The following is a 22,288-nucleotide window of genomic DNA, read 5'->3' as shown; positions in this document are numbered from 1 at the left end:
CACTGGCGTAAGCGAGGATGCGCACGGCCCGCACGGGGGTGAGGCTTTCCGCAGGAGGTGCCACATCATGGGCATTGAGGACTACGGCGGCGGACAGACGCCGCGGGCGGACGTCCTGGTCGTCACGACGAACGACGTACCCGGCCATCAGGTGACCGAGGTCATCGGTGAGGTGTTCGGACTCACGGTCCGCTCGCGCCATCTCGGCAGCCAGATCGGTGCGGGGCTGAAGTCGATGGTCGGCGGCGAACTCAAGGGGCTCACGAAGACCCTCGTCGAGACCCGCAACCAGGCGATGGAACGGCTCGTCGAGCAGGCCAGGACACGCGGCGCGAACGCGGTGCTGATGATGCGGTTCGACGTCAGCGAGGCGGCGGACGTGGGCACCGAGGTCTGCGCCTACGGGACGGCGGCCGTGATCAGCAGGACCTGACACCCCCGTCGTTCCCGCGGCACGGCCGCGCTCCCCTGACCGGAGGTTCCCGCATGCCCACGTCCGCCAACGTCGCCGTCGTCCACCACTCCTCCACCGGCACGATCTCGACCGTCGCCGACGGCAACCCGTACGGCACGTCCCACGGGTCCGGTCAGGGCGACATCCCGGTCGGCGGCCAGACCCCGACCGCCGCGCGCGTCCAGGCCGAACGCGTCGTGAGGTTCACCCGGGCCATCAAGGCCGGACTCGCGGCAGAGAACTGAAGGGAGCGACCCACCGATGCCACTGCACCAGGGTTCGCACGGCAAGGCGGCTCCCTCCGAGGAGCACCGCAGACTGGCCCTCAACCCGTTCTTCGGAGAGGCCGATCCGACCGCGCAGATGGTCGCGGCACCGGCGACCCACCAGCTCCCGGACGGGCCGCTGCCTCCGCTGACGGCCTACCGGCTCGTCCATGACGAGCTGATGCTCGACGGGAACTCCCGGCTCAATCTCGCCACGTTCGTCACCACCTGGATGGAACCCCAGGCCGGTGTGCTGATGGGTGAGTGCCGCGACAAGAACATGATCGACAAGGACGAGTACCCGCGTACCGCCGAGCTGGAACGGCGCTGCGTGGCGATGCTCGCCGACCTGTGGAACGCGCCCGATCCCATGAGCACCGTGGGGTGCTCGACCACGGGCTCCAGCGAGGCCTGCATGCTGGCCGGGCTGGCGCTCAAGCGGCGCTGGTCCAACAGGAACGCCGACCGCTACCCGGCGTCGGCCCGGCCCAACCTGGTCATGGGCGTCAACGTGCAGGTCTGCTGGGAGAAGTTCTGCACCTTCTGGGAGGTCGAGGCCCGGCAGGTCCCGATGGACGGCGAGCGGTTCCACCTGGATCCGCAGGCCGCGGCCGAGCTGTGCGACGAGAACACCATCGGCGTGGTCGGGATCCTCGGCTCGACGTTCGACGGCTCCTACGAGCCGATCGCCGACCTCTGTGCGGCGCTGGACGACCTCCAGGAGCGTACGGGGCTCGACATCCCCGTGCATGTGGACGGCGCGTCCGGGGCGATGGTGGCCCCGTTCGTGGACAGGGACCTGGTGTGGGACTTCCGGCTCCCCCGGGTGTCGTCGATCAACACCTCCGGGCACAAGTACGGACTGGTCTACCCGGGCGTCGGCTGGGCGCTCTGGCGTTCACCGGACGAACTGCCGGAGGAGCTGGTCTTCCGGGTGAACTACCTGGGCGGTGACATGCCGACCTTCGCGCTCAACTTCTCCCGGCCCGGCGCGCAGGTGGTGGCGCAGTACTACACGTTCCTCAGGCTGGGCCGGGAAGGCTACCGGGCCGTCCAGCAGACGTCCCGCGACATCGCGATGCGACTGGCCGAGGGGTTCGAGGCGCTCGGGGACTTCCGGCTCCTCACCCGTGGCGACGAGCTTCCGGTGTTCGCCGCGACGACCAAGCCCGAGGTCACGGCGTACGACGTCTTCGACGTCTCGCGGCGGCTGCGGGAGCGCGGCTGGCTGGTGCCCGCGTACACCTTCCCGGCCAACCGCCAGGACCTGTCCGTGCTCCGGGTCGTCTGCCGCAACGGCTTCTCGTCGGACCTCGCGGAGCTGCTGCTGGACGACCTGCGGAGCCTCCTGCCGGAACTGCGCGCCCAGGCCCACCCGTCGCGGGACAAGGCGTCCCAGACCGCCTTCCACCACTGACCCGGCCCGCCTTCTGCCCCCGGCGGCGGTCAGCCGACGTCGCCGGGGTCGGGTGTGCCCGTCGCATACGGATTCTCCTGCCCCTCGGCGAGCACCCCGACGAAGGGCTCCCCCTCCCCGGCGAAGGTGTACGCACCCGCCTCGACCCGCGCGATGAGGCCGCGGGTCCATTCGGCGCCGGAATCGGCGGAGTGGACCCACAGGTTCATGATCTCGCCGATGTGCCCGAGCGATTCGGGGCCGTCGGAGGGCGTGTAGTGCTCGGTGACCGACGCGCGCCAGCCGTCGATGGCGGTGAGGCGCCGGCGCAGGAGCACCACCGCTTCCTGCCGCTCCAGTTCGACGATGAAGCCGATGCCCGCCGACAGCACGTCCACCCCGGGGTCGTAGGAGGTCAGGGCGGACCTCAGCAGTGCGAAGAACTCCCGGTCGCCCTGGTCGGTGACCTCGTACTCGGTGCGGGGCGGGCCGCCGGCCGTGGACGGGGCGGTCTCATGGGCGAGGAGCAGTCCCTGCTTCGCCATCTGCTTGAGCGCGTGGTAGATCGATCCCGGCTTGGCGTTGGACCATTCGTGGGCGCCCCAGTACTCCAGGTCGTTGCGCACCTGGTAGCCGTGCGCGCGGCCGTGCTGACGCACGGCGCCCAGGACCAGGAGACGGATCGCCGACATGCGCCCACCCTACGTAGTCAGCTCCGGCCGGAGGAACCCGCCTCCTCGGCGACCAGATCGAGTGCCTTCCTGCCGTCCAGCGACTCGCGGAGGATGTCGGCGTGGCCCGCGTGGCGGCCGATCTCCTCGACCAGGTGGACCAGGAGCCAGCGCATGGAGCAGCGCTCGTTCTCCGGGTACCAGGGTGCGGGCGGCAGCGGGAAGGTGTCGTTCATGTCGCCGACCTCGTGGTGGATGAAGGTCTCGGTCTCCGAGGCGACCTTCTTCCAGAACTCGAGCATCCCGGGGACGGTCTCGTCGCCGACGAGACGGAAGCCGTCGGCCCAGGTGGTCTCGTCCCGCTGCCGGTCGTTGGGGCGCCGCTGTGCCAAGCGCAGCCAGTTCAGCTCCGTCTCGGCGGCGTGCTTGAGCAGCCCGGACAGGGAGAAGTCGCTGACCGTGGGACGGCTCGCCGCCTGTTCCTCCGTGAGTCCGAGCACGGAGCGGCGGATCGCGCCCCGCTGCGCCTCGACGAAGGCGAGGAGCATGCCCCGCTCATCTCCGGGGTCCCCTGCGGGAACGTGCGTGACCATGGTGCCTGCCTTCGGTCGTACGTGACGGTGTGCTCTGTCAACGTACGGAACCCGCGGGCCCGGATCACGCCTCGGCCGCGGGTGTCAGAAGGGAAAGACCGTTCGCCCGTGCTGCACCGAGATCCACTGCTGGGTGGTGAAGGCCTCCACGGCGGCCTCGCCGTTGAGCCGTCCCGTTCCCGACCTCTTCTCGCCCCCGAACGCGACGAGCGGATCGTCCTGCACCGTGGGCCCGTTGACGTGGAACATCCCGCAGGTGATACGCCGGGCGAACCGCACCCCGCGTTCGGCGTCCGCCGTGTGCACGGCGCCGCTCAGGCCGTACGGGCTGTCGTTGACGATCCGTACGGCCTCGTCCTCGCCGTCGAACGGCAGCAGCAGGACGACGGGGCCGAAGATCTCCTGCTCCAGCAGCGGTGAGCCCTCGGGCAGTCCGGTCAGTACGGTCGGTTCGACGAGCGTGCCGCGGGTACGGCCCCGCACGAGGGCCGTGGCCCCGTCGGCGAGCGCGCCGTCGACCAGCGCCGTGAGCGCGTCCGCCTGGAACTCGCTGATGACCGGCCCGATCCGGGTGCCGGGATCGCGGGGATCTCCCACCTCCAGGGCGGACACCTCGGCCGCGAGGCGGGCGGAGAACTCCGCCTCCACGGACCGGTCGACCAGGATGCGGTTCGCGGCCATGCTGACCTGTCCCTGGAACAGGAAGCGGCTGAAGACGGCCGCCCGGACCGCGTGGTCGAGGTCGGCGTCCTCCAGGACGACCAGTGCGCTGTTGCCGCTGAGTTCGAGCACCGTCCGCTTGAAGAGCCCGGCCGCGGTGGCGGCGACGTGCCGGCCGACCCGGTCCGAACCGGTGAAGGAGATCACCTTGGGCACGGGGTGCTCGATGAACGCGTCGCCGATCTCGGCGCTGTCGGTGATGAGGACGTTGAGGAGGCCGGCGGGCAGCCCGGCGTCCTCGAAGATCCGGGCGACGAGCCCTCCCCCGGCTATCGGGGCGTTCTGGTGGGGCTTCACGACGACCGCGTTCCCCAGGGCCAGTGCAGGGGCGACCGTCTTCACCGTCACCAGGAAGGGGAAGTTGAAGGCACTGATCACACCCACGACGCCGACGGGCAGCCGGTGGACACGGTTCTCCTTGCCGTCCGCCAGGGACGGCAGCAGCCGGCCGGAGGGGCGGAGCGCCTGCCCGGCCGCGTCGCGCAGGAACTCCTGCGCGAGGCGCACCTCGTACTCGGCCCGGTGACGGGTGCCGCCGAGCTCGTCGATGATCAGCTCGGTGATTTCGCCGGCGCGTTCCCCGACGAGCCGGGCGGCCTTCTCGAGAACATCCCGCCGGGCATAGGGATTGGTCGTCGCCCATTCGATCTGGGCGCGTTCCGCCGCGCGGTAGGCACGATCGACTTCCGCCGCTGTCGCCACGGTGACGGAACAGAGTTTTTCGCCGTTGAAGGGATTGAAATCAATGATGTCCCACGCACCGCCACCGGACAGCCACTCGCCGTCGATGTACTGGTGGGCCAGTTCACTGAAGTAGGACATGCAATCCCTTACTGCAGGCGCCGACTCCTGTCAGTTCGTCATCGTACTGGCGATTCACGTGAGTTGAAGGAGTCCCCGGAGAAGATCCCGGCTCTCCTCCGGTCCCGGACTGTCCTCGTGGAGTCGCGTCATGGCCTTTTCGTACTGGGCGACTTCTTCGGCCTTGTCCAGATAGAGGGCACTTGTCAGCTGCTCCAGATAGACGATGTCCGACAGATCGGATTCCGGGAAGCGCAGCATGGTGAACGCCCCGCTCTCGCCCGCATGGCCACCGAAACTGAACGGCATCACCTGGAGGGTGATGTTCGGCTGCTCCGACATGTCGATCAGATGGCGCAACTGCGCACGCATGACGTCGCGGCCGCCGTACGGGCGGCGCAGGGCCGCCTCGTCGAGCACGGCGTGGAAGCGGGGGGCGCGCTCCGAGACGAGCGCCTTCTGGCGCGCCAGCCGGAGCGCGACCCTGCGGTCGATCTCGGCCGGCGGGGCACCGGGCATGCCCCGGGCGACGACGGCGTGGGCGTAGGCCTCGGTCTGCAGCAGTCCGTGGACGAACTGCACTTCGTAGATCCGGATGAGCGAGGCCGCCCCTTCCAGACCGATGTATGTCTGGAACCAGCCGGGCAGCACGTCGCCGTAACTGTGCCACCAGCCCGCCACGTTGGCCTCGCGGGCGAGACCGAGCAGGGAGTCCCGCTCCGCGTCGTCCGTGACTCCGTACAGCGTGAGCAGGTCCTCGACGTCCCTGGCCTTGAAGCTCACCCGTCCCAACTCCATGCGGCTGATCTTCGATTCGGAGGCGCGGATCGAGTAGCCGGCCGCCTCACGGGTGATGCCGCGCGACTCGCGCAGGCGCCTGAGCTGTGAGCCCAGCAGGATGCGCCGCACCACAGAACCACTCGACTCGCCTGCCGACACTGGCTTCCGACCCTCCCCATCGCTTCCCGTACACCGGAGCTCCCCCGAACCCCGGAGCCGGATTCTGCCACCAAAACGCTTCAGCCCGTACTCATTCGATTACAGAGATGGCAAGGCTTTCCGAAAAACCCAAAACTGTGAAGCGGAAGAAATGAGTCAGAACCGGCACGGTACCGGGCACGTCCGGCGCGTGCACGTGCATCTGCCCTTGCATCTGCCGTGCGCATTGGGAACCATGGTCCTCGCGCACCTGCGTGCTCGTTCGTGTTGTGCCGCTGTACCCGCAGTGCCCGCTACAAGCAGTGTCGCTACAGCCGCGAATCCTGGGAGTGCCTCGCATGGGGACGAATGGATCGACGATGCTCGAGCCGTTACGGCAGGGGCTTCCACCCATCGACCCCTCGGCGGTCGCGGGATCGGCCTCCTGCTCGCTGCCGGCCCGGTACGAAGCTGTGGGCGGCGCACGGAAGTTCACCCGGACGACACTGACCTCGTGGGACCTGGCCGACCGCTTCGACGACGTCGCCCTGGTCGTGTCCGAGCTGGTCACCAACGCCCTCCGGCACGGGCTGCCGGACGAAGCGGCACCGAGGCGCCAGGACTCCTCCGTACGGCTGCACCTCATGCGCTGGACCTCGCGGCTGGTGTGCGCGGTGCGCGATCCCAGCGAGGAGAGCCCGGTCGCGGGCGAGGCGCCCGATTCCGCCGAGTCCGGCCGGGGCCTGTTCCTCGTGGAGTCCTTCAGCGACTGCTGGGGCTGGCACCCCTCACCACTCCTCGGCGGGGACGCCACCGCCACCGCGGGCCCCCGGGGCAAAGTGGTGTGGGCGCTGTTCCGGCTGACGGACCACGCCGTACCCGCGTACCCCGTCCCGGTGGACGCCTTTCCCGACAGCCTGTAGTCCCGGGGCCGGCCGCCGCACGGACGGCCCGCGCGCCGGCGCGCCCCGCCGGCTCCGCGGTCCACATGCAGCCCCCTCCCGCGCGCACTCCTGCCGGGCAGGCCGCGCCGCGGCGCCGGTGTGCCGTCAGGCACCCGACGCGAGGTGGTCGAACTCCCCGTCCTTGACGCCCAGCAGCAGCGCCTCTATCTCGGCCGGCGTATAGACGAGCGCGGGCCCGTCCGGGTGGCGCGAGTTCCGCATCGCCACATTTCCGCCGGGCAGTTTCGCGAACTCCACGCAGGACCCCTGGGAGTTGCTGTGTCTGCTCTTCTGCCAGACGACTCCGCGGAGCTCTGTGGCCGCCATGCCGTTGTACACGTCGTGCACAGGACGCTCCCCGAGTTGCAAGGTGCAAGTGTCAACTAGCTCGGATCATAGCTGTGTTCATATGCCAATGCATGAGCAGATGCACGTGCACGGGGGGTGTGCACATGATTACAGTCTTTCTCTCTGATCCACTCCCTGGGACCCCTCTTCATCCGCCCCTATGGGAGAGAGACGAACGGCACGCCAATTTGGCTCCCGGTTACCGGAGTTGTTCCACTCTCTCCCGTCCTCCCGGCACCGGCTTTCACCCGGTGAATCAGCGAGAGGGAAGTCCCGCCGCCAGGATTCCGCAGGCCGGTGCTCTGAGCACCGCCGCCGGAACTCCGGCGGAACCTACGGCCTCCGGCTGCCCTCCAGCGCCTGGGACAAGTCCTCCAGGGCCTCCAGCAGCAGCGACGCCCCGTCCCGCACGAAGGGGTCCGGCACCGGCCCCTCGGCGTCCCGGCGCCCCAGCTCGGCGCGGACCGGTTCCCAGTCGGGGACGCGGCGTTCCCGCACCGCCCTGGCCGCCTGCTCCGTCGCCCGCCGCAGCGCCACGGCCAGCCCGGCGGCCTCGGGGACCGGGTTCGCGGAGACAGCCGGCAGATGGGCCTCCATGAGCATCGCGACGCGGCCGAACTGGGCGAGGGCGTCCTCGGCGTCCGACGCGGCGGTACGGGAGATGCCCCGGTGGCGCACGGGCTCGTGGCGGGCCGTCTCCAGGGCCTCCTGCCACGCCACGCGGGCCTCCCGGGTGGTGAGCAGGGCCGTGCGCACGTCGTCCAGGCTGCGGGAGGCGGGATCGGCGTACCGGTCGAGGACCGTGGCGGCGTACCGCCCGTCCGTGACCAGCCAGCCGGCCAGCCGGTCCCGCAGCCTCGGGGTCTCCCACGCCGGGTAGAGGGCGTACGCCACCATCGCGAGCAGCCCGCCGATGAACGTCAGCAGGACGCGCTCCGGGACGGTCTGAGCCCAGTCGTCGCCCGCCATGCCGAGCAGGAAGACGACGTACGCGGAGACGCATACCTGGCTCACGGCGTAACCGGTGCGCATGAGCAGGTACATCAGGCCGGCGCTGATCACGGCGAGCGCCGCGGACGGCCACGCGGTCGGGTGCGCCAGCTGCACGATTCCGGTCGCGCACCCGACCCCGACCACGGTGCCGCCGAAGCGCGCCACGGAGCGGGAGTACGTCTGCGTGAACTCCGGGCGCATCACCATGACGGCGGTCATCGGCGCCCAGTACCCGTGACCGAACGGCAGCACCAGGCCGATGAGATAGCCGGCCGCCGCCACCGCGGAGACCCGGACCGCGTGCCTCAGGATCGTCGACCCGAGGCGCATCTCGCGGCGCATCGCCCGGTACATGACGGGGACCAGCCGCAGCAGGGTGGGGCGGCGCCGGTGCGGGACCAGGGGCTCTCCCGGCGTCCTGTCGTCCGTGCCGGTGCCCTCGGCGATCTCGACGACGTCGGCGAGCAGCGAGACGAGCCGTTCGGCCGCCCGGCGCGGCGGGCCCACGAGGATCACCTCGGTGTCGGGGGACTTCAGTACGGAGAGCGCCTCCTCGTCGAGGCGCACCGGATCGCCGTGGCGCACCGCGTCGGCCGCGGAGTCGAGCAGGGATCCGGCGGCACCCAGGATCTCCCGCGCCCAGTAGCGTTCCGGCCCCTCGGCGGGAACGCCCAGCGCCGGATCGGCGAGCGAGGCGAGGACGGGCCGCAGGCGTTCGGCGACCCCGCGCGCGCCGTGCAGGTCGGCGGGGCGGCGGCGCGCCTGGCGCGGGGTGACGGCGGCCGCGCTGCGGGCCGTCATCAGCGGCACGGGGTCGAAGGGTGCCACCGGGTCGTCCCGCAGCCTGCGGGCGTAGTCGGCCTCGGCCGCCAGGGCGTCGGCGAGCGCGTCGCGCTGGGCGCCCCATCTGCGTACGGGGAACAGCACGATGAGCGCCGCCTGGACCAGCCCGCCGAGCGCCATCATCCCGGCGTGCTCGGCCGCGTCGAGGACGGAGGTGGGCAGGGTGATGGTGACCAGCATGATCGCGACGTTGGAGCCCGCGATGATGCCGGCGGTGGAACCCACCGCCCAGGTCAGGCCGGCCACGAAGGTCCAGGCCACCAGCAGCGCGAGGAACAGCATCGTGCGGTTGACGGTGAGATAGCCGACGAACGTCGACACGGCCAGGCTGAGCCCGGAGACGAGGGCCAGCACGGGCCGCGGCCGCCAGCTGCGCTGGAAGGTCGCGATGGCCGCCTGGAACGCCCCGAACGCCGATCCGGCGGCGATCACCGGGCCGAAGAACGCCAGGCTCAGCCCCACGACGAGGGCCAGGCCCGCGGCGCCGCGCAGAGCGATGAGCGGTTCGAGACCCTGCCGCTCGATCGTCAGTCCGGAGCGGGCGGTCTCCCTCAGCGCCCGGAGCCAGCTCATGGGGCGAGCGTAGCCGGATTCCCGCACCAGGCCGACTTAAGCCGCAAGACGGTTTCTAGCGTCGGATTTCGGGCTCTTTCCCGCCCATCCTGGCGCGGTCGGCGGCGGCGGTCCCGTGGTCCCATCCCTCGGCGTCCGTCGCCCCGCGCAGCCGGGTCGTGGTGGTCCGCGGGAACATCCGCTCGGCGGTCTCGGTGACGGCGACGTCCCTGGCCGCGAGGACCGGCAGGAGTGCGCTGCGTCCGCCGTCACCCCCGGAACCGGGCTCGGAGCCGGCCGCGGCCGTGACACGGGCGGTGTCGGCCGCCAGGCGGCTGCCCAGGCGCTGGGCGTACGCCAACAGGAAGGACTGCCGGAACGTCTTGGTCCGCTTGCGTCCCGCCGCCCGCTGCCCGGCCTCCGCCTTCGTCATCGCGGCGGTGCCCTGGACGAGCAGCGAGGTGAAGAGCAGTTCCACGGCGTCGAGGTCCGGCTCGAAGCCCACGACCGTGGTGAACCCGAGGTCGCTGTTCCACACGGCACGGCAGCGGTTCGCCGACGCGACGGCGTCGAGCAGGACCGCCTTGGCACTCTCGTACGGGGCGTCGACCCCGATCCGCCGGGCGCCCGGCGCCCCGGCGTCGTGGGTGCGGGCGGCGAGGAGCGCCTCGTCGATGCTGTGGCGGGCCATCAGCTCCTGCGCCTTGGTGGTGAGTGCCTCGGCCTCCTCCGGGAAGCCGGTCGCCTCCGCCTTGGCGAGCAGCGCCCGGATCCTGGTCAGCATGCGGGGCTCACCGTGGGCGGGCGGCCGGTGCGAGGCGTCGGCCGCCGTCCCGGGCGGCGGGCCGGCCGGCTCGATGACGGGCAGCCGCAGCAGCAGCCGGTAGAGCTCCAGGACCGCCGAGGCGTAGGTGAAGCGGTCGGGCCTGTTGCGGGGCGCGGGGGCGGGCAGTGCGGCGACCTGCTCGGCCCAGCGCGGGGGCAGCTGCCCGTAGGCAGCCGTCTCCGCCGTGATCAGCCCGGCGGCCAGCGCCGCCCCGTCCTCGTCCAGCTCGCGCCGGACGGTCCGCACGACGTCCGCGGGCTGCCAGCCCCGCGCCCAGGCGCGACGGACGAACTCCTCGCCACGGCGGTGCAGCTCGTCGTCGGCGGACGGGTCGGCGGCGAGGAGGGAGGCACCGGTGTCCAGCCCCGCGTCGCCCTCCGAGTACAGGGCCGCGGCACACGCCCGGTCGATCACCGATTCCATACGGCAAGCGTAGGCGGCGGCGCGCCGCTCAGTGCTCCCCGGGGAGGAGGACCAGCTTGCCGCGTACGTGCCCGGCCTCGCTCAGCTCCTGCGCCCTCGCCGCGTCGCGGAGCGCGAAGGTCCGCTCGACGGGGATCCGCAGGCCCCCGACCGCAGCCGCCTGCGCGTACTCGCCGAGCCGCCTGCTCTCCCCCGGGACTTCCCCGCCGCCCGCGGAGAACGCGACCCCGTGGTGCGCCGCGTCCGCGTCCGCGATGGTCACGATCCTGTCGGCGGTCCCGCCGCGCAGTTCCACCGAGTCGGCGAGCACGCCCTTGCCGGCGACGTCGAACACCGCGTCCACGCCCTGGGGAGCGACCTCCCGCACCCGCTCCACCAGCCCCTCCCCGTACGCCACCGGAACCGCGCCGAGCACCCGCAGGTAGTCGTGATTGGCCGGCGACGCGGTCCCGACGACCGTGGCGCCCCGCGCGACCGCCAGCTGGACGGCGGCGGAACCGACCGCTCCGGACGCCCCGTGCAGCAGCAGGGTCTCGCCCTCGGACACCGCGAGTTCGTCCAGCACCCGGACGGCGGTCCCCGTCGCGACCGGCAGCGCGGCGGCCTCGGCCCAGCCCAGTATCTCGGGCTTGCGGGCCACGGCGCCCACGTCGGCCAGCACGTACTCGGCGTACGCGCCGGTCGCGCTCCGGCCGAGGACGGCGTCGCCGACCGCGAACTCCGTCACGCCCTCACCGGCCTCGTCGACGACTCCGGAGAACTCGCTGCCCGGTACGGCGGGCAGCGGGGTAGGGAACGCCGCCTCCATCCAGCCGTTGCGGATCTTGTAGTCGACCGGATTGACCCCGGCGGCCCTGACCGCCACCCGGATCTGGCCGGGGCCGGCGTGGACATCGTCGATGCGGGCCCGGCGCAGCACCTCGGGGCCGCCGAACTCCTCGTACACGATCGCTTCCATACCGGCTCCTCCGCGTCCTCGCCGCTCCGGTACGCGCGGCGCGCACCTCCCTCCGATCCTCGCCGCAGTCCGGCGCGCCCGCCCGCCGAGCCGGGGGCGCCGCCTGGCGTGGGGGACGCCAGGGCGTGGCGGTTCCGGTCACCGGGCGGCCCGGCGAGCCCGGGGGCGCTGTCAGTGGCGAGTGCAAGACTCGGCCCATGACCGAACGTTGGGCTCTGGCCGTCGTGGAGGGGGGCGGCGCACTCGTCGTGCCGCTGACGCGCGACGGCCTGCCCGCGGGGCCCGTCCTGGCCGAGCCCGACCTCGCGGAGTCGGTCCGCTCCCGCCCCGGGGTGACCCGCTGGGTCTGGCGCTCGACCGCGGCGGTCTACCCCCGGCTGCTCGCCGCGGGTGTCCGGGTGGACCGGTGCTACGACATCGAGGCCGCCGAACTGCTGCTGCTCGGCCACGAGGGGAGACTCGGCGAGCCCCGCTCAGCCCCGGCGGCCTGGGCCCGGCTGCGCAACGCCCCGGTGCCGCCCGATCCGCCGCCCCGCTCGGCCGAGCCGGGTTCGCAGTCCTCCCTCTTCGAGCCCCGCTCCGGCGCCGACCTGCCCTTCGAGGCACTGCTGGAGGTCTACGCCGAGCAGCTGCGCCGCCACGAGGCGGCCGAACACCCGGACAGGATGCGGCTGCTCACGGCGGCCGAGTCGGCGGGCATGCTGGTCGCCGCCGAGATGAACCGGTCCGGCCTCCCCTGGCGGGCCGACGTGCACCGCGAGGTGCTGAACGACCTGCTCGGCGAGCGTTACGCGGGCGGGGGCGAGCCCCGCAGGCTGGCGGAGGCCGCGGACGAGGTCTCCGCGGCGTTCGGCAGACGGGTGCGCCCCGACCTCCCGGCGGACGTGGTGAAGGCCTTCGCCGGAGCGGGGATCAAGGTGCGGTCGACCCGGCGCTGGGAGCTGGAAGGGCTCGACCATCCCGCGGTGGAACCGCTGATCCGCTACAAGAAGCTGTACCGCGTCTGGACGGCCCACGGCTGGAGCTGGCTCCAGGACTGGGTGCGCGAGGGGCGCTTCCGGCCCGAGTACCAGCCCGGGGGCACGGTCAGCGGCCGCTGGACCACCAACGGCGGCGGCGCCCTGCAGATCCCCAAGGTGATACGCCAGGCCGTCGTCGCGGACGAGGGCTGGCGGCTGGTCGTGGCGGACGCCGACCAGATGGAGCCGCGCGTGCTGGCGGCGATCTCCCGCGACCGGGGGCTCATGGAGGTGGCGGGCCACGACGCCGACCTCTACAAGACCCTGTCCGACCGGGCGTTCCACGGCGACCGCGACCACGCCAAGATCGCCCTGCTCGGCGCCGTGTACGGACAGACCTCCGGCGACGGCCTGAAGAACCTGGCGGCGCTGCGGCGACGGTTCCCGCACGCAGTGGCGTACGTCGACGACGCGGCGAAGGCCGGCGAGGAGGGACGGCTCGTCCGCACCTGGCTGGGCCGCACGAGCCCGCCCGCCGCCGGAGCGGGCGAGGACGGGGAAGCCGGCATCCCGCAGGAGAGCGAGGAGCCACCCGCCGGAGAGAGCTCCGACGGATACGGCGTCACCCCGGGCTACGCCTCGCCGAACGCCCGCGCCCGGGGCCGCTTCACCCGCAACTTCGTGGTCCAGGGAAGCGCGGCGGACTGGGCGCTCCTGCTGCTGGCCGCCTTGCGGCGGACGCTGGCCGGGCAGGGGATGCGGGCCGAGCTGGTGTTCTTCCAGCACGACGAGGTGATCGTGCACTGCCCGGAGGAGGAGGCCCCCGCGGTGGTGGAGGCGATCCGCGGGGCGGGGGAGCTGGCGGGGCGGGTGGCGTTCGGTGAGACGCCGGTCAGATTCCCGTTCACCACGGCGGTCGTCGGACGCTACTCGGACGCCAAGTAGTCCTGGCCTCGGTGCCGGTCAGGTCGCGCCCGCAGCCGCGGGCGCGCGCACCGGCGGGGACCTCCGCCGGACGCTGCCGCGCCCCCGACGCGGCGGGAGGCCCAGGCCGGACGGTCCGCGGGCGTCGGCAGCACCCTCCCGGCCGGTTCCCCGTGCCCTGTTCCCCGCATCGCGCGGGGCCCCGCGGACCGCGCTCGGCACGCCCCGTCCGTACGGGAACGGGCCCGGGCACCGCTATAGGCTCCGGCCATGGCGACGCACGAGCACGAGATCACCGAGCCCGTCGACCTGTGCCTGCCCGACGGCAGCCTGAACCCGGCGGCGGTGGGCTGGTCCAGGAAGCCCCTGCACCGCGCCAATCTGCGGGGCTGGGGCCGGACGAAGCGGTGGGAGCACTGGTGCGTGACGACGCCCACGCACCTGGTCGCGCTGACCGTCAGCGATCTCGACTTCCTGGCGCTGAACAGCGTCTACGTCCTGGAGTTCGGACCCGGGGGGCGGGAGTTCGAGTGCTCCGCGATCGTCCCCGCCGCACGGGGCGTCAGCCTGCCCGACACCATCGCCGGATCCCCCGGCTCCCGGGACGTGGTGGTCGGGCCCGCCCGGCCGACGGGCGGCAAGGTGCGGGTCGAGATCCGCGACGAGAACGCCGGAACCCGCCTGCGGGCCCGCTGCCTGACGCCGGAACGCCTGCCGCTGGAGGTCGACATCCTGGTCGCGCGGCCGGAGGGGCACGAGTCGCTCTCGGTCGTCGTCCCGTGGAGCGGGCAGCGCTTCCAGTACACCTCCAAGCACACGGCGCTCCCCGCCGCCGGGAGGGTCCGCGTCGGCAGGGACCTCCTCGTCTTCGGCGGGGCCCACGACGACACCTGGGCCGTCCTGGACCACGGCCGCGGGCGCTGGCCGCGCACGGTCGACTGGAACTGGGCCGCCGCGTCAGGCCTGGCTGACGGGCACACGGTCGGCCTCCAGTTCGGCGGCCGTTGGACGAAGGGCACCGGCTCCACCGAGAACGCCCTCTGCGTCGACGGCCGGCTCACCAAGATCGGCGAGGAACTGGACTGGCGGTGGTCGATCTCCGACCCGCTGGCTCCCTGGACGATCCGTACGCCCTCGTCCGGCCAGGTGGACCTGACGTTCGTCCCGTTCCACAACCGGTCCGTGCACACGGACGCCGGCCTGATCGCCAACCGCACCGACCAGCGCTTCGGCCACTACACCGGGAGGATCCGGACCGACGACGGCGAGGACATCGCCGTGCGGGAGCTCCTGGGCTGGGCCGAGGATGTCCACATGCGCTGGTGACTCCCCCGCGCGGGGCGGCGCGGGTAGGTTTCCCGCATGCACATAGGCCCACTCCTGGGCTCGGGACGCACCGCCGACGTGTACGCACTCGACGGCTCCTGGGTCCTGCGCCGCTACCGCGACGGCATCGACGCCGCGGGCGAGCTGGCCGTGATGTCCTACCTCTCGGCGTCGGGCTTCCCGGTCCCGCGCCTCGGCCCGCCGCGCGAGGGTTCCCTTCCGACGGACCTGGTGCTCCAGCGGCTGACCGGGCCGACCCTGGCCGAGTCCATGCTGGCGGGGGCGACGACCCCGGCGGAGGGGGCCGGACTGCTGGCACGGCTCCTGCGCGAACTGCACGCGATCCCGCCCCGGCTGTCCCTCGACCCCGGGGACAGGATCCTGCACCTGGACCTGCACCCCGAGAACGTGATCCTGGCCCCGGACGGTCCCCGGGTGATCGACTGGCTGACGACGGCCGAAGGGCCTCCCGCCCTGGACCGTGCCATGTCCTGTCTGATCCTGGCCCAGGTGGCGCTGGACCCGTCGTTCGCCGCCGGCGCACCCGTCCGCGACCTCCTCGAAGCGCTGGTGCGGCGGCTCGACGGCGACGGCGGCGTACCGGACCGGGCGCTCGCGCGGGCGACGGCCCTGCGCGGACGGGACCCCCGGCTCACCGCGCATGAGCGGACGGTGCTGGGCGAAGCGGCGGCGCTGGTCGCCACGCTCGCCGGCTGACCCGCCGTGCCGGACCGCGCGGGTCATTCCCGCAGGTAGGCGAGGACCGCCAGGACACGGCGGTTCGTCGCGTCGGTGAGGGAGAGGTCGAGCTTGGCGAGGATCGACCCGAAGTGCTTGCTGACCGTGCCCTCGCTGACCGTCAGCGCCTCGGCGACCGAAGCGTTCGACCGCCCCTCCGCCATCAGGGCGAGCACCTCCCGCTCACGTGCGGTGAGGCGCTCCAGCGGGTCGCGGCGGCGTCTGAGGAGCTGGCGGACCACCTCGGGGTCGACGACCGTTCCGCCCTCGGACACCCGCTGGAGCGCGTCGACGAACTCCTCGACCCTGCCCACGCGTTCCTTGAGGAGATAGCCCACGCCCACACCGTCGCAGGAGTCGAGGAGCTCTTCGGCGTAGGCCCGCTGGACGTACTGGCTGAGCACCAGAACCGGCAGCCGGGGCCGGGCCTCACGCAGGGCGACGGCCGCCCTGAGCCCCTCGTCGGAGAAGCCGGGCGGCATCCGTACGTCGGTGACCACGACGTCCGGGACGTGTTCGGCGACGGCGGCGGTGAGTTCCCCGGCACTGCCCACGCCCGCGACCACCTGATGGCCGAACCTCTCCAGCAGCCCCACGAGCCCCTCCCGCAGGAGCACGCTGTCCTCGGCCAGCACGATGCGCAGCATGGAATCCTCATTCGGCCGGGTCGGCGGGGACCCGGGGCACGTCGAGCCGCAGCACGGTCGGCCCCCCGGGCGGGCTGGACAGTAGCAGGCGCCCGCCGAGCACGGAGAGGCGGTCGGCGACCCCCTGGAGCCCGGTGCCACCGCCGGTCGCGGCTCCGCCGTTCCCGTCGTCCCGCACCTCGACGGTCAGCCGTCCGCCGTCCGCCCGGCCGGTCACCCGGGCCCGGGTCGCCCCGCTGTGCCTGGCCACGTTGGCCAGGGCCTCGCAGACCGCGAAGTACACGGCCGTCTCCACCGGTTGCGGCAGTCGCCGCGGCAGGTGGAGGTCCACGTCGACGGGCACGGCCGAGCGGTCGGCGACGTCCTCGACCGCGGCGGCCAGACCCCGGTCGGTGAGGACCCGGGGGTGGATGCCACGGATGAGTTCCCTGATCTCCACCAGCGCCGCCCCCGCCTCGTCGTGGGCCTTGGCGAGCAGACCGCCGAGCGGTTCGGCCGGGCTCTCCAGCCTGGCGAGGCCGAGCGTCATCGAGAGGGCGACCAGCCGCTGCTGCGCCCCGTCGTGCAGATCGCGTTCGATCCGGCGCCGCTCGGCCTCGAAGGCGTCGACCAGCCGCATCCGGGACCGCCCCAACTCCTCGATACGGGCGTCGAGTCCGCCGGGCTCCGACCCCAGCAGCGCCCGGGTGAGCGCCGCACGCGCGACGGCCGCCCAGCCGAGCGGATACGCGAGCAACGGCAGCAGTGCCACCCCGAGCAGGGCGACGGCGAACGCCTGCGGATAGGAGTCGGCCACGTACAGCTTCAGCACGCGCACCTCCTCGCCCCCGGTGACGGCGGCCATGACGAGCGGCGTCGCCGACAGCCCGCCGCAGACGGCCAGCACGCCACCGATGAGCAACGCCTCCAGGGGCCACAGGACTCCGGCGAACAGCAGGGCGTACCCGAACTCCCGCCAGGTGGCGGGCTCCCGCAGCCGGGTGAGCAGCCAGGCGGCGAGCCCGGCGCGTTCCGGGGCCCTGTGCGGGTCGCCGAGGCGCACGGGATCGACCAGCCGCAGCCTGCGCCGCTCCACGGCGGCGACCGGTACACCGATGAGGGCCAGCATCAGCAGGAGCGGCAGGCCCACGAGCACGGGCGTCAGGGCGGCGCCCGTCGCGGCCAGCAGCACGACGGACACAAGGAGCACCAGTCCGGCCGGAACGCTGCTCAGCAGGTACAGCGCCGCGCGCCACGGCCAGCCGCCGAGCAGGTAGCGACGCCGGACAAGGGCACGCCGGAGGGTGAGGGAGCTCATGGACCGCACGGTAGACAGTGCGGGACACCCGCCACCACCCTGCCGGCGGGGGCCCCATGGTGGAGCCTGCTCCACCATGACGACTCCCCCTCGCTGCGATGTGCCCGCCGCCCGGGGCCGGTTGGCTCTCCACCATGAATCAGCGACATGCCGCAGCTCCGCCGGCCGTCCGGCTCGACACCGTCACCCGGTCCTTCGGGAGGGCCGGGGACGCGGTGACGGCCTTGGACGGGGTCAGCCTCACCGTCCCCCGGGGCTCCTTCACCGCGATCATGGGCCCGTCCGGTTCGGGGAAGTCGACCCTGCTCCAGTGCACCGCGGGCCTCGACCGGCCCACGTCGGGCCGGGTGTTCCTCGGGGACACGGACCTGACGGAACTGAGCGAGCGGAGGCTGACGCTGCTGCGCCGCGAGCGGATCGGCTTCGTCTTCCAGGCCTTCAACCTGCTGCCCGCGCTCACCGCCGAGCAGAACGTGGCCCTCCCCCTGCGGCTGGCGGGCCGCGGGCCCCGGCGCTCGGAGGTGCGCGAGGTGCTGGAGCGGGTCGGCCTCGGCTCCCGGGCCCGGCACCGGCCGGCCGAGCTGTCCGGCGGACAGCAGCAACGCGTCGCCCTGGCCCGCGCCCTGGTGACCCGGCCCGAGGTCCTGTTCGGCGACGAGCCGACCGGCGCGCTCGACTCCCGTACGGGCCGGGGCGTCCTGGAACTGCTGCGGTCGATGGCCGACGACGGCCAGACGGTGATCATGGTGACGCACGACCCGGTGGCCGCCTCCTGCGCGGACCGGGTGGTCTTCCTGGCCGACGGAGCGGTACGCGACGAGCTCCACGCCCCGGGGGCGGAACGGATCGCCGCGCGCATGACCTCCCTGGCGGTGGTCCCGTGCTGAGCGCCGCACTGCGTTCGATGCGGACCCGCTGGGTCACCTTCATCGGCTCCTTCGTCGCGCTCACGCTGGGCGTCGGGCTGATCGCCATGACCGGGCAGACCCTGGCAGCGACGTTCGGCGCGCCCGAGCGTGCTCCGGAACGCTTCGCCGGGACACCGGTGGTCGTGGCGCCCTCGGACACCCTGAGGGTCGCCACTCCCGCCGGGGAGCGAACGGCCCGCCTCACGGACCCCCGCCCGGTGCCGGAGAGTCTGGCCGCCGGCCTCGCCCGGCTGGGCCGCACGGCCCGGGACCGTACGTTCCCCGTGGAACTGGCCGGGAGACGGGCCGTCGGCCATCCCTGGTCCATCGCGTCCGCCACCCCCTACCGCGTCACCTCCGGCCGCGCTCCCGCCGGGCCCGGTGAAGTCGTCGTCACAGGGGGCGCGGGCGCCCGGACCGGCGACAGCGTCCGCGTCGGCACACCCGGCGGTGACGGGATCCGGACCGTCGTCGGCACCGTCGCGGACGCGGGCTTCGAGTCGGCCGTGTTCTTCACCGACGCGGAGGCCACCCGCATCCACCCGGCGGTCGACGCGGTGGCCGTGCATGCCGCCCCGGCCGCCGTACGGGCGCTGACCCGCGCGGTCCCGGGGATGAGCGTCCTCACCGGGGACGAGCGGCGCCGGGCCGATCCCGACCCGGACCGGGACGACGAGGCGCTGACGGCGGTCAACGCACTCCTCGGGACCGCGGCCGGCATCACCGGTTTCGTGTCCGTCTTCGTCGTCGCCTCCACCTTCTCCTTCGCGGTCGCCCAGCGCCGGAGGGAGTTCGGGTTGCTCCGCACGGCCGGCGCCACACCGGGCCAGGTCCGGCGCGCGGTCGTGGGCGAGGCGCTCGTGGTCGGCGTCCTGGCCTCGGCGGCCGGTTGTGTGCTGGGCGAGGCGGCCGCCCCACGGTTGGCGGCCCGGCTGGTCGGCGAGGGGCTCGCACCGGCCTGGTTCGCGATCGGTGACACGGCCTGGCCTCTGCACACCGCCTTCTGGACCGGTCTGGTCGTCGCACTCGCCGGGGTCGCCGTCTCCTCGCACCGGGCAGGACGGATCCGGCCCGCCGAGGCGTTGCGGGAGGCCTCCGTGGACGAGGGCAGCATGCCCCTGAGCCGTCTGCTGGCGGGCTCCGCCGTCCTGCTGACCGGGCTCGGACTGCTGGGCTGGTCCCTGCTCACCGACCCCGGCGACCTGCTGAAGCGGAAGACGTACATCCTGCAGCCCCTGTGGATCATCGTCGGTGTCGCGCTGCTCGCGCCGTTGGCGTCCCGCCCGCTCACACGCCTGATCACCTGGCTGCCCGCCCGGCTGCCCGGGGCGACCGGGCTGCTGGCCCGGCAGAACGCGTCCACCGGCGTCCGCCGCACCGCCGCGGTCGCCGCACCGGTCCTGATCACCGTCGCGCTGGCCGCCTCGCTGCTGGGCACCGTGGCCACCATCAACGAGGGCAAGGCGTCCGAGGCCTCGGCGGCCCTGTCGGGCGCGGACTTCACGGCGGGCGGGGACGGCCCTCTGGACCCCCGCTTCGTGGAGCGCGTACGGCACCTGCCCGGCGCCGTGACGAGCGCGACCCGCTCGACGGGGGTCACCGTCCTGGAGGAGGGCACCGCGCTCATCTCCTCCGAGGCCAGGGCGGCTGAGCCGGCCGCCCTGGCGGCGACGGTCCGGCTCCCCCTCGTGTCGGGCCGGCTCGCCGACCTCGACGACGGCTCCATCGTCGTCAACGAGGAGTGGGAGGCACGGACCGTGGGGCGACGCGTCGGCGTCTGGCTCGGCGACGGTCGCAAGGTGTCGCTCCGGATCGCGGCAGTGATGCGTGTCGGCACCGGGAGCAACGGCGTGTACGTGACACCCGCCAACGCCTCGGGTGCCGCCGTCGACCGAGTCGACGTCAGGCTCCGTGCGGGCGCCGACCGTTCGGCCGTACGCACCCTGCTGGAGGAGGCGGGACGGGACACGGGCACCCCGGTACTGACGGGCGAGGCATGGGTGGCGGCGCACCACCCCTCCGCCGGGGGAAACACCCGGGCGGGCCTGCTGCTCATCCTGGGAATCGCCCTGCTGTACAGCGGGATCGCGCTGGCGAACACGATGGTCATGGCCACGTCCGACCGGGTCCGTGACTTCGCGGTGCTGCGCCTCACCGGAGCCACGAAGCCCCAGGTGCTCCGGCTGGTGGCCGTCGAGGCGCTGCTGGTGGTGGCGGTGGGGGCAGTGCTGGGCGCGGCCGTGGCGGGGATCGACCTGCTGGGCGTACGGACGGCCCTGGCACTCCTCGCCGTGGACTCCCCGGTGGTGGTGCCGTGGATTCCGGTCGGCGTGGTAGTGGCGGCCTGCGCCGCACTGGCCGTCGTCTCCGCCGTACTGCCGGCCCTCGCGGCGATGCGCACACGGCCGGTGGAGTCCGCGGGCACCCGCGAGTGAGCCGGGCGGGGGCGACCACGGGGCGGACAGCCGGGGTTGCGGGCCACCGTGGGCACGTACGGACCGGGCGGCCTCCGTAAGGGGCCCGGAGGCGCGGGCGGCCGGAGCGACGCCGATCCGCTCGGCCGGGGTCAGGCTCCGTCGTCGCCGGCGGGAACCCGGCCCGTCACGACCGGGCGGTCCGACGGCAGACCCCACTCGCCCCACGAGCCGTCGTACACGGACACCTCGCGGTAGCCCGCCAGTTCGGCCCCGAGCGCCAGGACACACGCGGTGACGCCCGATCCGCAGCTGACGACGAGCCGCCCCCGGCTCCCCGCCGACGCCGCGAACGCCGCGCGGAGTTCGTCGGCGGGCAGCATCAGGCCGTCACGCTGGATCTCGCCGAACGGCAGGTTCACCGACCCTGGCATATGGCCGCCGCGCAGGCCGGGCCTGGGTTCCGGGGCCGAACCCGCGTACCGCTCACGGGACCTCGCGTCGAGCACCGCCGAGCGGGCGTCGCCCAGGGCCTCGGCGACATCCTCGGCGCCGGCGAACATCCCGAGGCGGGGGCGGGCGGTGAAGTCACCGGCCCGCTCCGCGGTCCCGAGCTTCGCGGTCCCGGGCTCCCGGTCCTCCACCGGGAGCCCGGCGGCCTCCCAGGCGGGCAGGCCGCCGTCGAGCACCGCGACCCGGTCGAAGCCCATCGCCCTGAGCATCCACCAGGCGCGTGCGGCCGAGTAGATCCCCGCGGTGTCGTAGACGACCACGGTGTCCCCGCCGTCGACGCCGAGGGCCCGCATCCCGGCGGTGAACTGCTCCGCTCCGGGCATCGTGTGCGGCAACGGCACGGCATGGTCGGACATCGCGCCGTCGATGTCGAAGCGCAGGGCCCCCGGGACGCACCGCCCGGTGGCACGGTGCGCACCCACGGACGCGTCGAGGACCACCATCCAGGGGAGAGCCAGACGCTCGACGAGCCACTCCACCCCGACGAGCGGGCCGGGCAGCGCGCCCGCCTCGGGTGCCGTCCCCGCGTGCCCGGCCATGTTCTCCCTCTCGTCGGCGCCTGCGCGGCGGTGGGTGCGGACGTGCCTCTCGCTGCGAAACGGGTCCGCGTCGAGAGGCACGTCCGCGCCCGCGCCTGGCCGGCATCCCGATCCACTGCTCCGGGAAAAGCAGAAGCCCCAGGTCACGGCGAGTGAGTCCTGGGGCTTCGGCAGGGCCGCCTTCGGGATTCGAACCCGAGACCTACGCATTACGAGTGCGTTGCTCTGGCCAACTGAGCTAAGGCGGCACGCCCTGTCGCACCATGGTGCGATCAGCAGCGACGCCAAGTCTACACAGTTTCCGGGGGTGCTCCGTA

Annotated in this window: 19 protein-coding genes, 1 tRNA gene and 1 pseudogene; 9 read left to right on the top strand and 12 right to left on the bottom strand. The window is 73.1% G+C overall.

Annotated features, from left to right (window positions below; all coding sequences use genetic code 11):
• The first annotated feature begins 67 nt into the window (after positions 1–67).
• From ACFYY2_RS27765 to ACFYY2_RS27755, 3 genes and pseudogenes are all read left to right on the top strand, one after another.
• Complete coding sequence (locus ACFYY2_RS27765) at positions 68–433, top strand: YbjQ family protein (protein ID WP_388747940.1); 366 nt, start codon at positions 68–70, stop codon at positions 431–433.
• 107 nt (positions 434–540) lie between these two features.
• Positions 541–699: pseudogene (locus ACFYY2_RS27760) on the top strand (NAD(P)H dehydrogenase); the annotation flags it as partial.
• Positions 700–715: 16 nt separating this feature from the next.
• Positions 716–2,137 (top strand): glutamate decarboxylase, encoded by a 1,422-nt coding sequence (locus ACFYY2_RS27755; RefSeq protein WP_388747938.1) that lies wholly within the window; start codon positions 716–718, stop codon positions 2,135–2,137.
• 29 nt (positions 2,138–2,166) lie between these two features.
• Here ACFYY2_RS27755 and ACFYY2_RS27750 read toward each other — a convergent pair whose 3' ends face one another.
• From ACFYY2_RS27750 to ACFYY2_RS27735, 4 genes are all read right to left on the bottom strand, one after another.
• The gene (locus ACFYY2_RS27750; protein WP_388747936.1) at positions 2,167–2,808 is read right to left on the bottom strand and encodes a PadR family transcriptional regulator; all 642 of its coding nucleotides are present in this window, start codon (positions 2,806–2,808) and stop codon (positions 2,167–2,169) included.
• Between the two features lie 17 nt (positions 2,809–2,825).
• Positions 2,826–3,380, bottom strand: a complete 555-nt coding sequence (locus tag ACFYY2_RS27745) for a DinB family protein (RefSeq protein WP_388747934.1) — start codon at positions 3,378–3,380, stop codon at positions 2,826–2,828.
• 84 nt (positions 3,381–3,464) lie between these two features.
• Entirely contained in the window at positions 3,465–4,922 is a 1,458-nt protein-coding gene (locus ACFYY2_RS27740) for an aldehyde dehydrogenase family protein (protein WP_388747932.1), read from the bottom strand.
• A gap of 54 nt (positions 4,923–4,976) precedes the next feature.
• Positions 4,977–5,840 carry a helix-turn-helix domain-containing protein gene (locus ACFYY2_RS27735; protein ID WP_388747930.1) on the bottom strand — a complete coding sequence of 288 codons (864 nt, stop codon included), beginning with the start codon at positions 5,838–5,840 and terminating at the stop codon, positions 4,977–4,979.
• Positions 5,841–6,199: 359 nt separating this feature from the next.
• Here ACFYY2_RS27735 and ACFYY2_RS27730 point away from each other — a divergent pair, with 359 nt between their 5' ends.
• Positions 6,200–6,742, top strand: coding sequence for an ATP-binding protein (locus ACFYY2_RS27730; protein ID WP_388747928.1), 543 nt, complete (start codon positions 6,200–6,202; stop codon positions 6,740–6,742).
• 126 nt (positions 6,743–6,868) lie between these two features.
• On the opposite strand, the gene ACFYY2_RS27725 is transcribed toward ACFYY2_RS27730, so the two are convergent.
• From ACFYY2_RS27725 to ACFYY2_RS27710, 4 genes are all read right to left on the bottom strand, one after another.
• Positions 6,869–7,111 carry a DUF397 domain-containing protein gene (locus ACFYY2_RS27725; protein ID WP_388747926.1) on the bottom strand — a complete coding sequence of 81 codons (243 nt, stop codon included), beginning with the start codon at positions 7,109–7,111 and terminating at the stop codon, positions 6,869–6,871.
• Between the two features lie 333 nt (positions 7,112–7,444).
• Complete coding sequence (locus ACFYY2_RS27720) at positions 7,445–9,520, bottom strand: FUSC family protein (protein ID WP_388747924.1); 2,076 nt, start codon at positions 9,518–9,520, stop codon at positions 7,445–7,447.
• Positions 9,521–9,575: 55 nt separating this feature from the next.
• A complete protein-coding gene (locus ACFYY2_RS27715) occupies positions 9,576–10,748 on the bottom strand; it encodes a DUF2786 domain-containing protein (RefSeq protein WP_388747922.1) in 1,173 nt (390 codons plus the stop codon).
• A gap of 28 nt (positions 10,749–10,776) precedes the next feature.
• Positions 10,777–11,706 (bottom strand): NADP-dependent oxidoreductase, encoded by a 930-nt coding sequence (locus tag ACFYY2_RS27710; RefSeq protein ID WP_388747920.1) that lies wholly within the window; start codon positions 11,704–11,706, stop codon positions 10,777–10,779.
• A 197-nt stretch (positions 11,707–11,903) separates the two neighbouring features.
• On the opposite strand from ACFYY2_RS27710, the gene ACFYY2_RS27705 reads away from it, so the two are divergent.
• The 3 genes from ACFYY2_RS27705 to ACFYY2_RS27695 all read left to right on the top strand — a co-directional run bounded on the left by ACFYY2_RS27705 (position 11,904) and on the right by ACFYY2_RS27695 (position 15,632).
• Positions 11,904–13,610, top strand: a complete 1,707-nt coding sequence (locus tag ACFYY2_RS27705) for a bifunctional 3'-5' exonuclease/DNA polymerase (RefSeq protein ID WP_388747918.1) — start codon at positions 11,904–11,906, stop codon at positions 13,608–13,610.
• 249 nt (positions 13,611–13,859) lie between these two features.
• Complete coding sequence (locus tag ACFYY2_RS27700) at positions 13,860–14,915, top strand: DUF2804 domain-containing protein (protein WP_388747916.1); 1,056 nt, start codon at positions 13,860–13,862, stop codon at positions 14,913–14,915.
• Positions 14,916–14,951: 36 nt separating this feature from the next.
• Positions 14,952–15,632 carry a phosphotransferase gene (locus tag ACFYY2_RS27695; RefSeq protein WP_388747914.1) on the top strand — a complete coding sequence of 227 codons (681 nt, stop codon included), beginning with the start codon at positions 14,952–14,954 and terminating at the stop codon, positions 15,630–15,632.
• A 23-nt stretch (positions 15,633–15,655) separates the two neighbouring features.
• On the opposite strand, the gene ACFYY2_RS27690 is transcribed toward ACFYY2_RS27695, so the two are convergent.
• Positions 15,656–16,300: a LuxR C-terminal-related transcriptional regulator gene (locus tag ACFYY2_RS27690; RefSeq protein ID WP_388747912.1), complete on the bottom strand. Its 645-nt coding sequence runs from the start codon at positions 16,298–16,300 to the stop codon at positions 15,656–15,658.
• A 7-nt stretch (positions 16,301–16,307) separates the two neighbouring features.
• Positions 16,308–17,597, bottom strand: coding sequence for a sensor histidine kinase (locus ACFYY2_RS27685; protein ID WP_388747910.1), 1,290 nt, complete (start codon positions 17,595–17,597; stop codon positions 16,308–16,310).
• Between the two features lie 134 nt (positions 17,598–17,731).
• Between ACFYY2_RS27685 and ACFYY2_RS27680 the strand changes: the two genes are divergently transcribed.
• Positions 17,732–18,484, top strand: coding sequence for an ABC transporter ATP-binding protein (locus ACFYY2_RS27680; protein WP_388747908.1), 753 nt, complete (start codon positions 17,732–17,734; stop codon positions 18,482–18,484).
• A complete protein-coding gene (locus tag ACFYY2_RS27675; protein WP_388747906.1) occupies positions 18,478–20,940 on the top strand; it encodes an FtsX-like permease family protein in 2,463 nt (820 codons plus the stop codon). The genes ACFYY2_RS27680 and ACFYY2_RS27675 overlap by 7 nt, the downstream gene beginning before the upstream one ends.
• A gap of 131 nt (positions 20,941–21,071) precedes the next feature.
• Here the strand turns inward: ACFYY2_RS27675 and ACFYY2_RS27670 are convergent, their stop codons facing one another.
• Both ACFYY2_RS27670 and ACFYY2_RS27665 read right to left on the bottom strand, forming a co-directional pair.
• A complete protein-coding gene (locus ACFYY2_RS27670) occupies positions 21,072–21,971 on the bottom strand; it encodes a sulfurtransferase (RefSeq protein ID WP_388748062.1) in 900 nt (299 codons plus the stop codon).
• A 174-nt stretch (positions 21,972–22,145) separates the two neighbouring features.
• Positions 22,146–22,219, bottom strand: a tRNA-Thr gene (locus tag ACFYY2_RS27665).
• Positions 22,220–22,288: the final 69 nt, after the last annotated feature.

Source organism: Streptomyces sp. NPDC001822 (assembly GCF_042892135.1).
Taxonomy (GTDB): domain Bacteria; phylum Actinomycetota; class Actinomycetes; order Streptomycetales; family Streptomycetaceae; genus Streptomyces.
Note: the sequence above shows the minus strand (reverse complement) of the source record. Positions and strands in the feature narration are given on the sequence as shown.

Coding starts and splice junctions, on each gene's coding strand:
- ACFYY2_RS27765 (WP_388747940.1), top strand. CDS start 68: ATGGGCATTGAGGACTACGGCGGCGGACAGACGCCGCGGGCGGACGTC.
- ACFYY2_RS27755 (WP_388747938.1), top strand. CDS start 716: ATGCCACTGCACCAGGGTTCGCACGGCAAGGCGGCTCCCTCCGAGGAG.
- ACFYY2_RS27750 (WP_388747936.1), bottom strand. CDS start 2,808: ATGTCGGCGATCCGTCTCCTGGTCCTGGGCGCCGTGCGTCAGCACGGC.
- ACFYY2_RS27745 (WP_388747934.1), bottom strand. CDS start 3,380: ATGGTCACGCACGTTCCCGCAGGGGACCCCGGAGATGAGCGGGGCATG.
- ACFYY2_RS27740 (WP_388747932.1), bottom strand. CDS start 4,922: ATGTCCTACTTCAGTGAACTGGCCCACCAGTACATCGACGGCGAGTGG.
- ACFYY2_RS27730 (WP_388747928.1), top strand. CDS start 6,200: ATGCTCGAGCCGTTACGGCAGGGGCTTCCACCCATCGACCCCTCGGCG.
- ACFYY2_RS27720 (WP_388747924.1), bottom strand. CDS start 9,520: ATGAGCTGGCTCCGGGCGCTGAGGGAGACCGCCCGCTCCGGACTGACG.
- ACFYY2_RS27715 (WP_388747922.1), bottom strand. CDS start 10,748: ATGGAATCGGTGATCGACCGGGCGTGTGCCGCGGCCCTGTACTCGGAG.
- ACFYY2_RS27710 (WP_388747920.1), bottom strand. CDS start 11,706: ATGGAAGCGATCGTGTACGAGGAGTTCGGCGGCCCCGAGGTGCTGCGC.
- ACFYY2_RS27705 (WP_388747918.1), top strand. CDS start 11,904: ATGACCGAACGTTGGGCTCTGGCCGTCGTGGAGGGGGGCGGCGCACTC.
- ACFYY2_RS27700 (WP_388747916.1), top strand. CDS start 13,860: ATGGCGACGCACGAGCACGAGATCACCGAGCCCGTCGACCTGTGCCTG.
- ACFYY2_RS27695 (WP_388747914.1), top strand. CDS start 14,952: ATGCACATAGGCCCACTCCTGGGCTCGGGACGCACCGCCGACGTGTAC.
- ACFYY2_RS27690 (WP_388747912.1), bottom strand. CDS start 16,300: ATGCTGCGCATCGTGCTGGCCGAGGACAGCGTGCTCCTGCGGGAGGGG.
- ACFYY2_RS27685 (WP_388747910.1), bottom strand. CDS start 17,597: ATGAGCTCCCTCACCCTCCGGCGTGCCCTTGTCCGGCGTCGCTACCTG.
- ACFYY2_RS27680 (WP_388747908.1), top strand. CDS start 17,732: ATGAATCAGCGACATGCCGCAGCTCCGCCGGCCGTCCGGCTCGACACC.
- ACFYY2_RS27670 (WP_388748062.1), bottom strand. CDS start 21,971: ATGGCCGGGCACGCGGGGACGGCACCCGAGGCGGGCGCGCTGCCCGGC.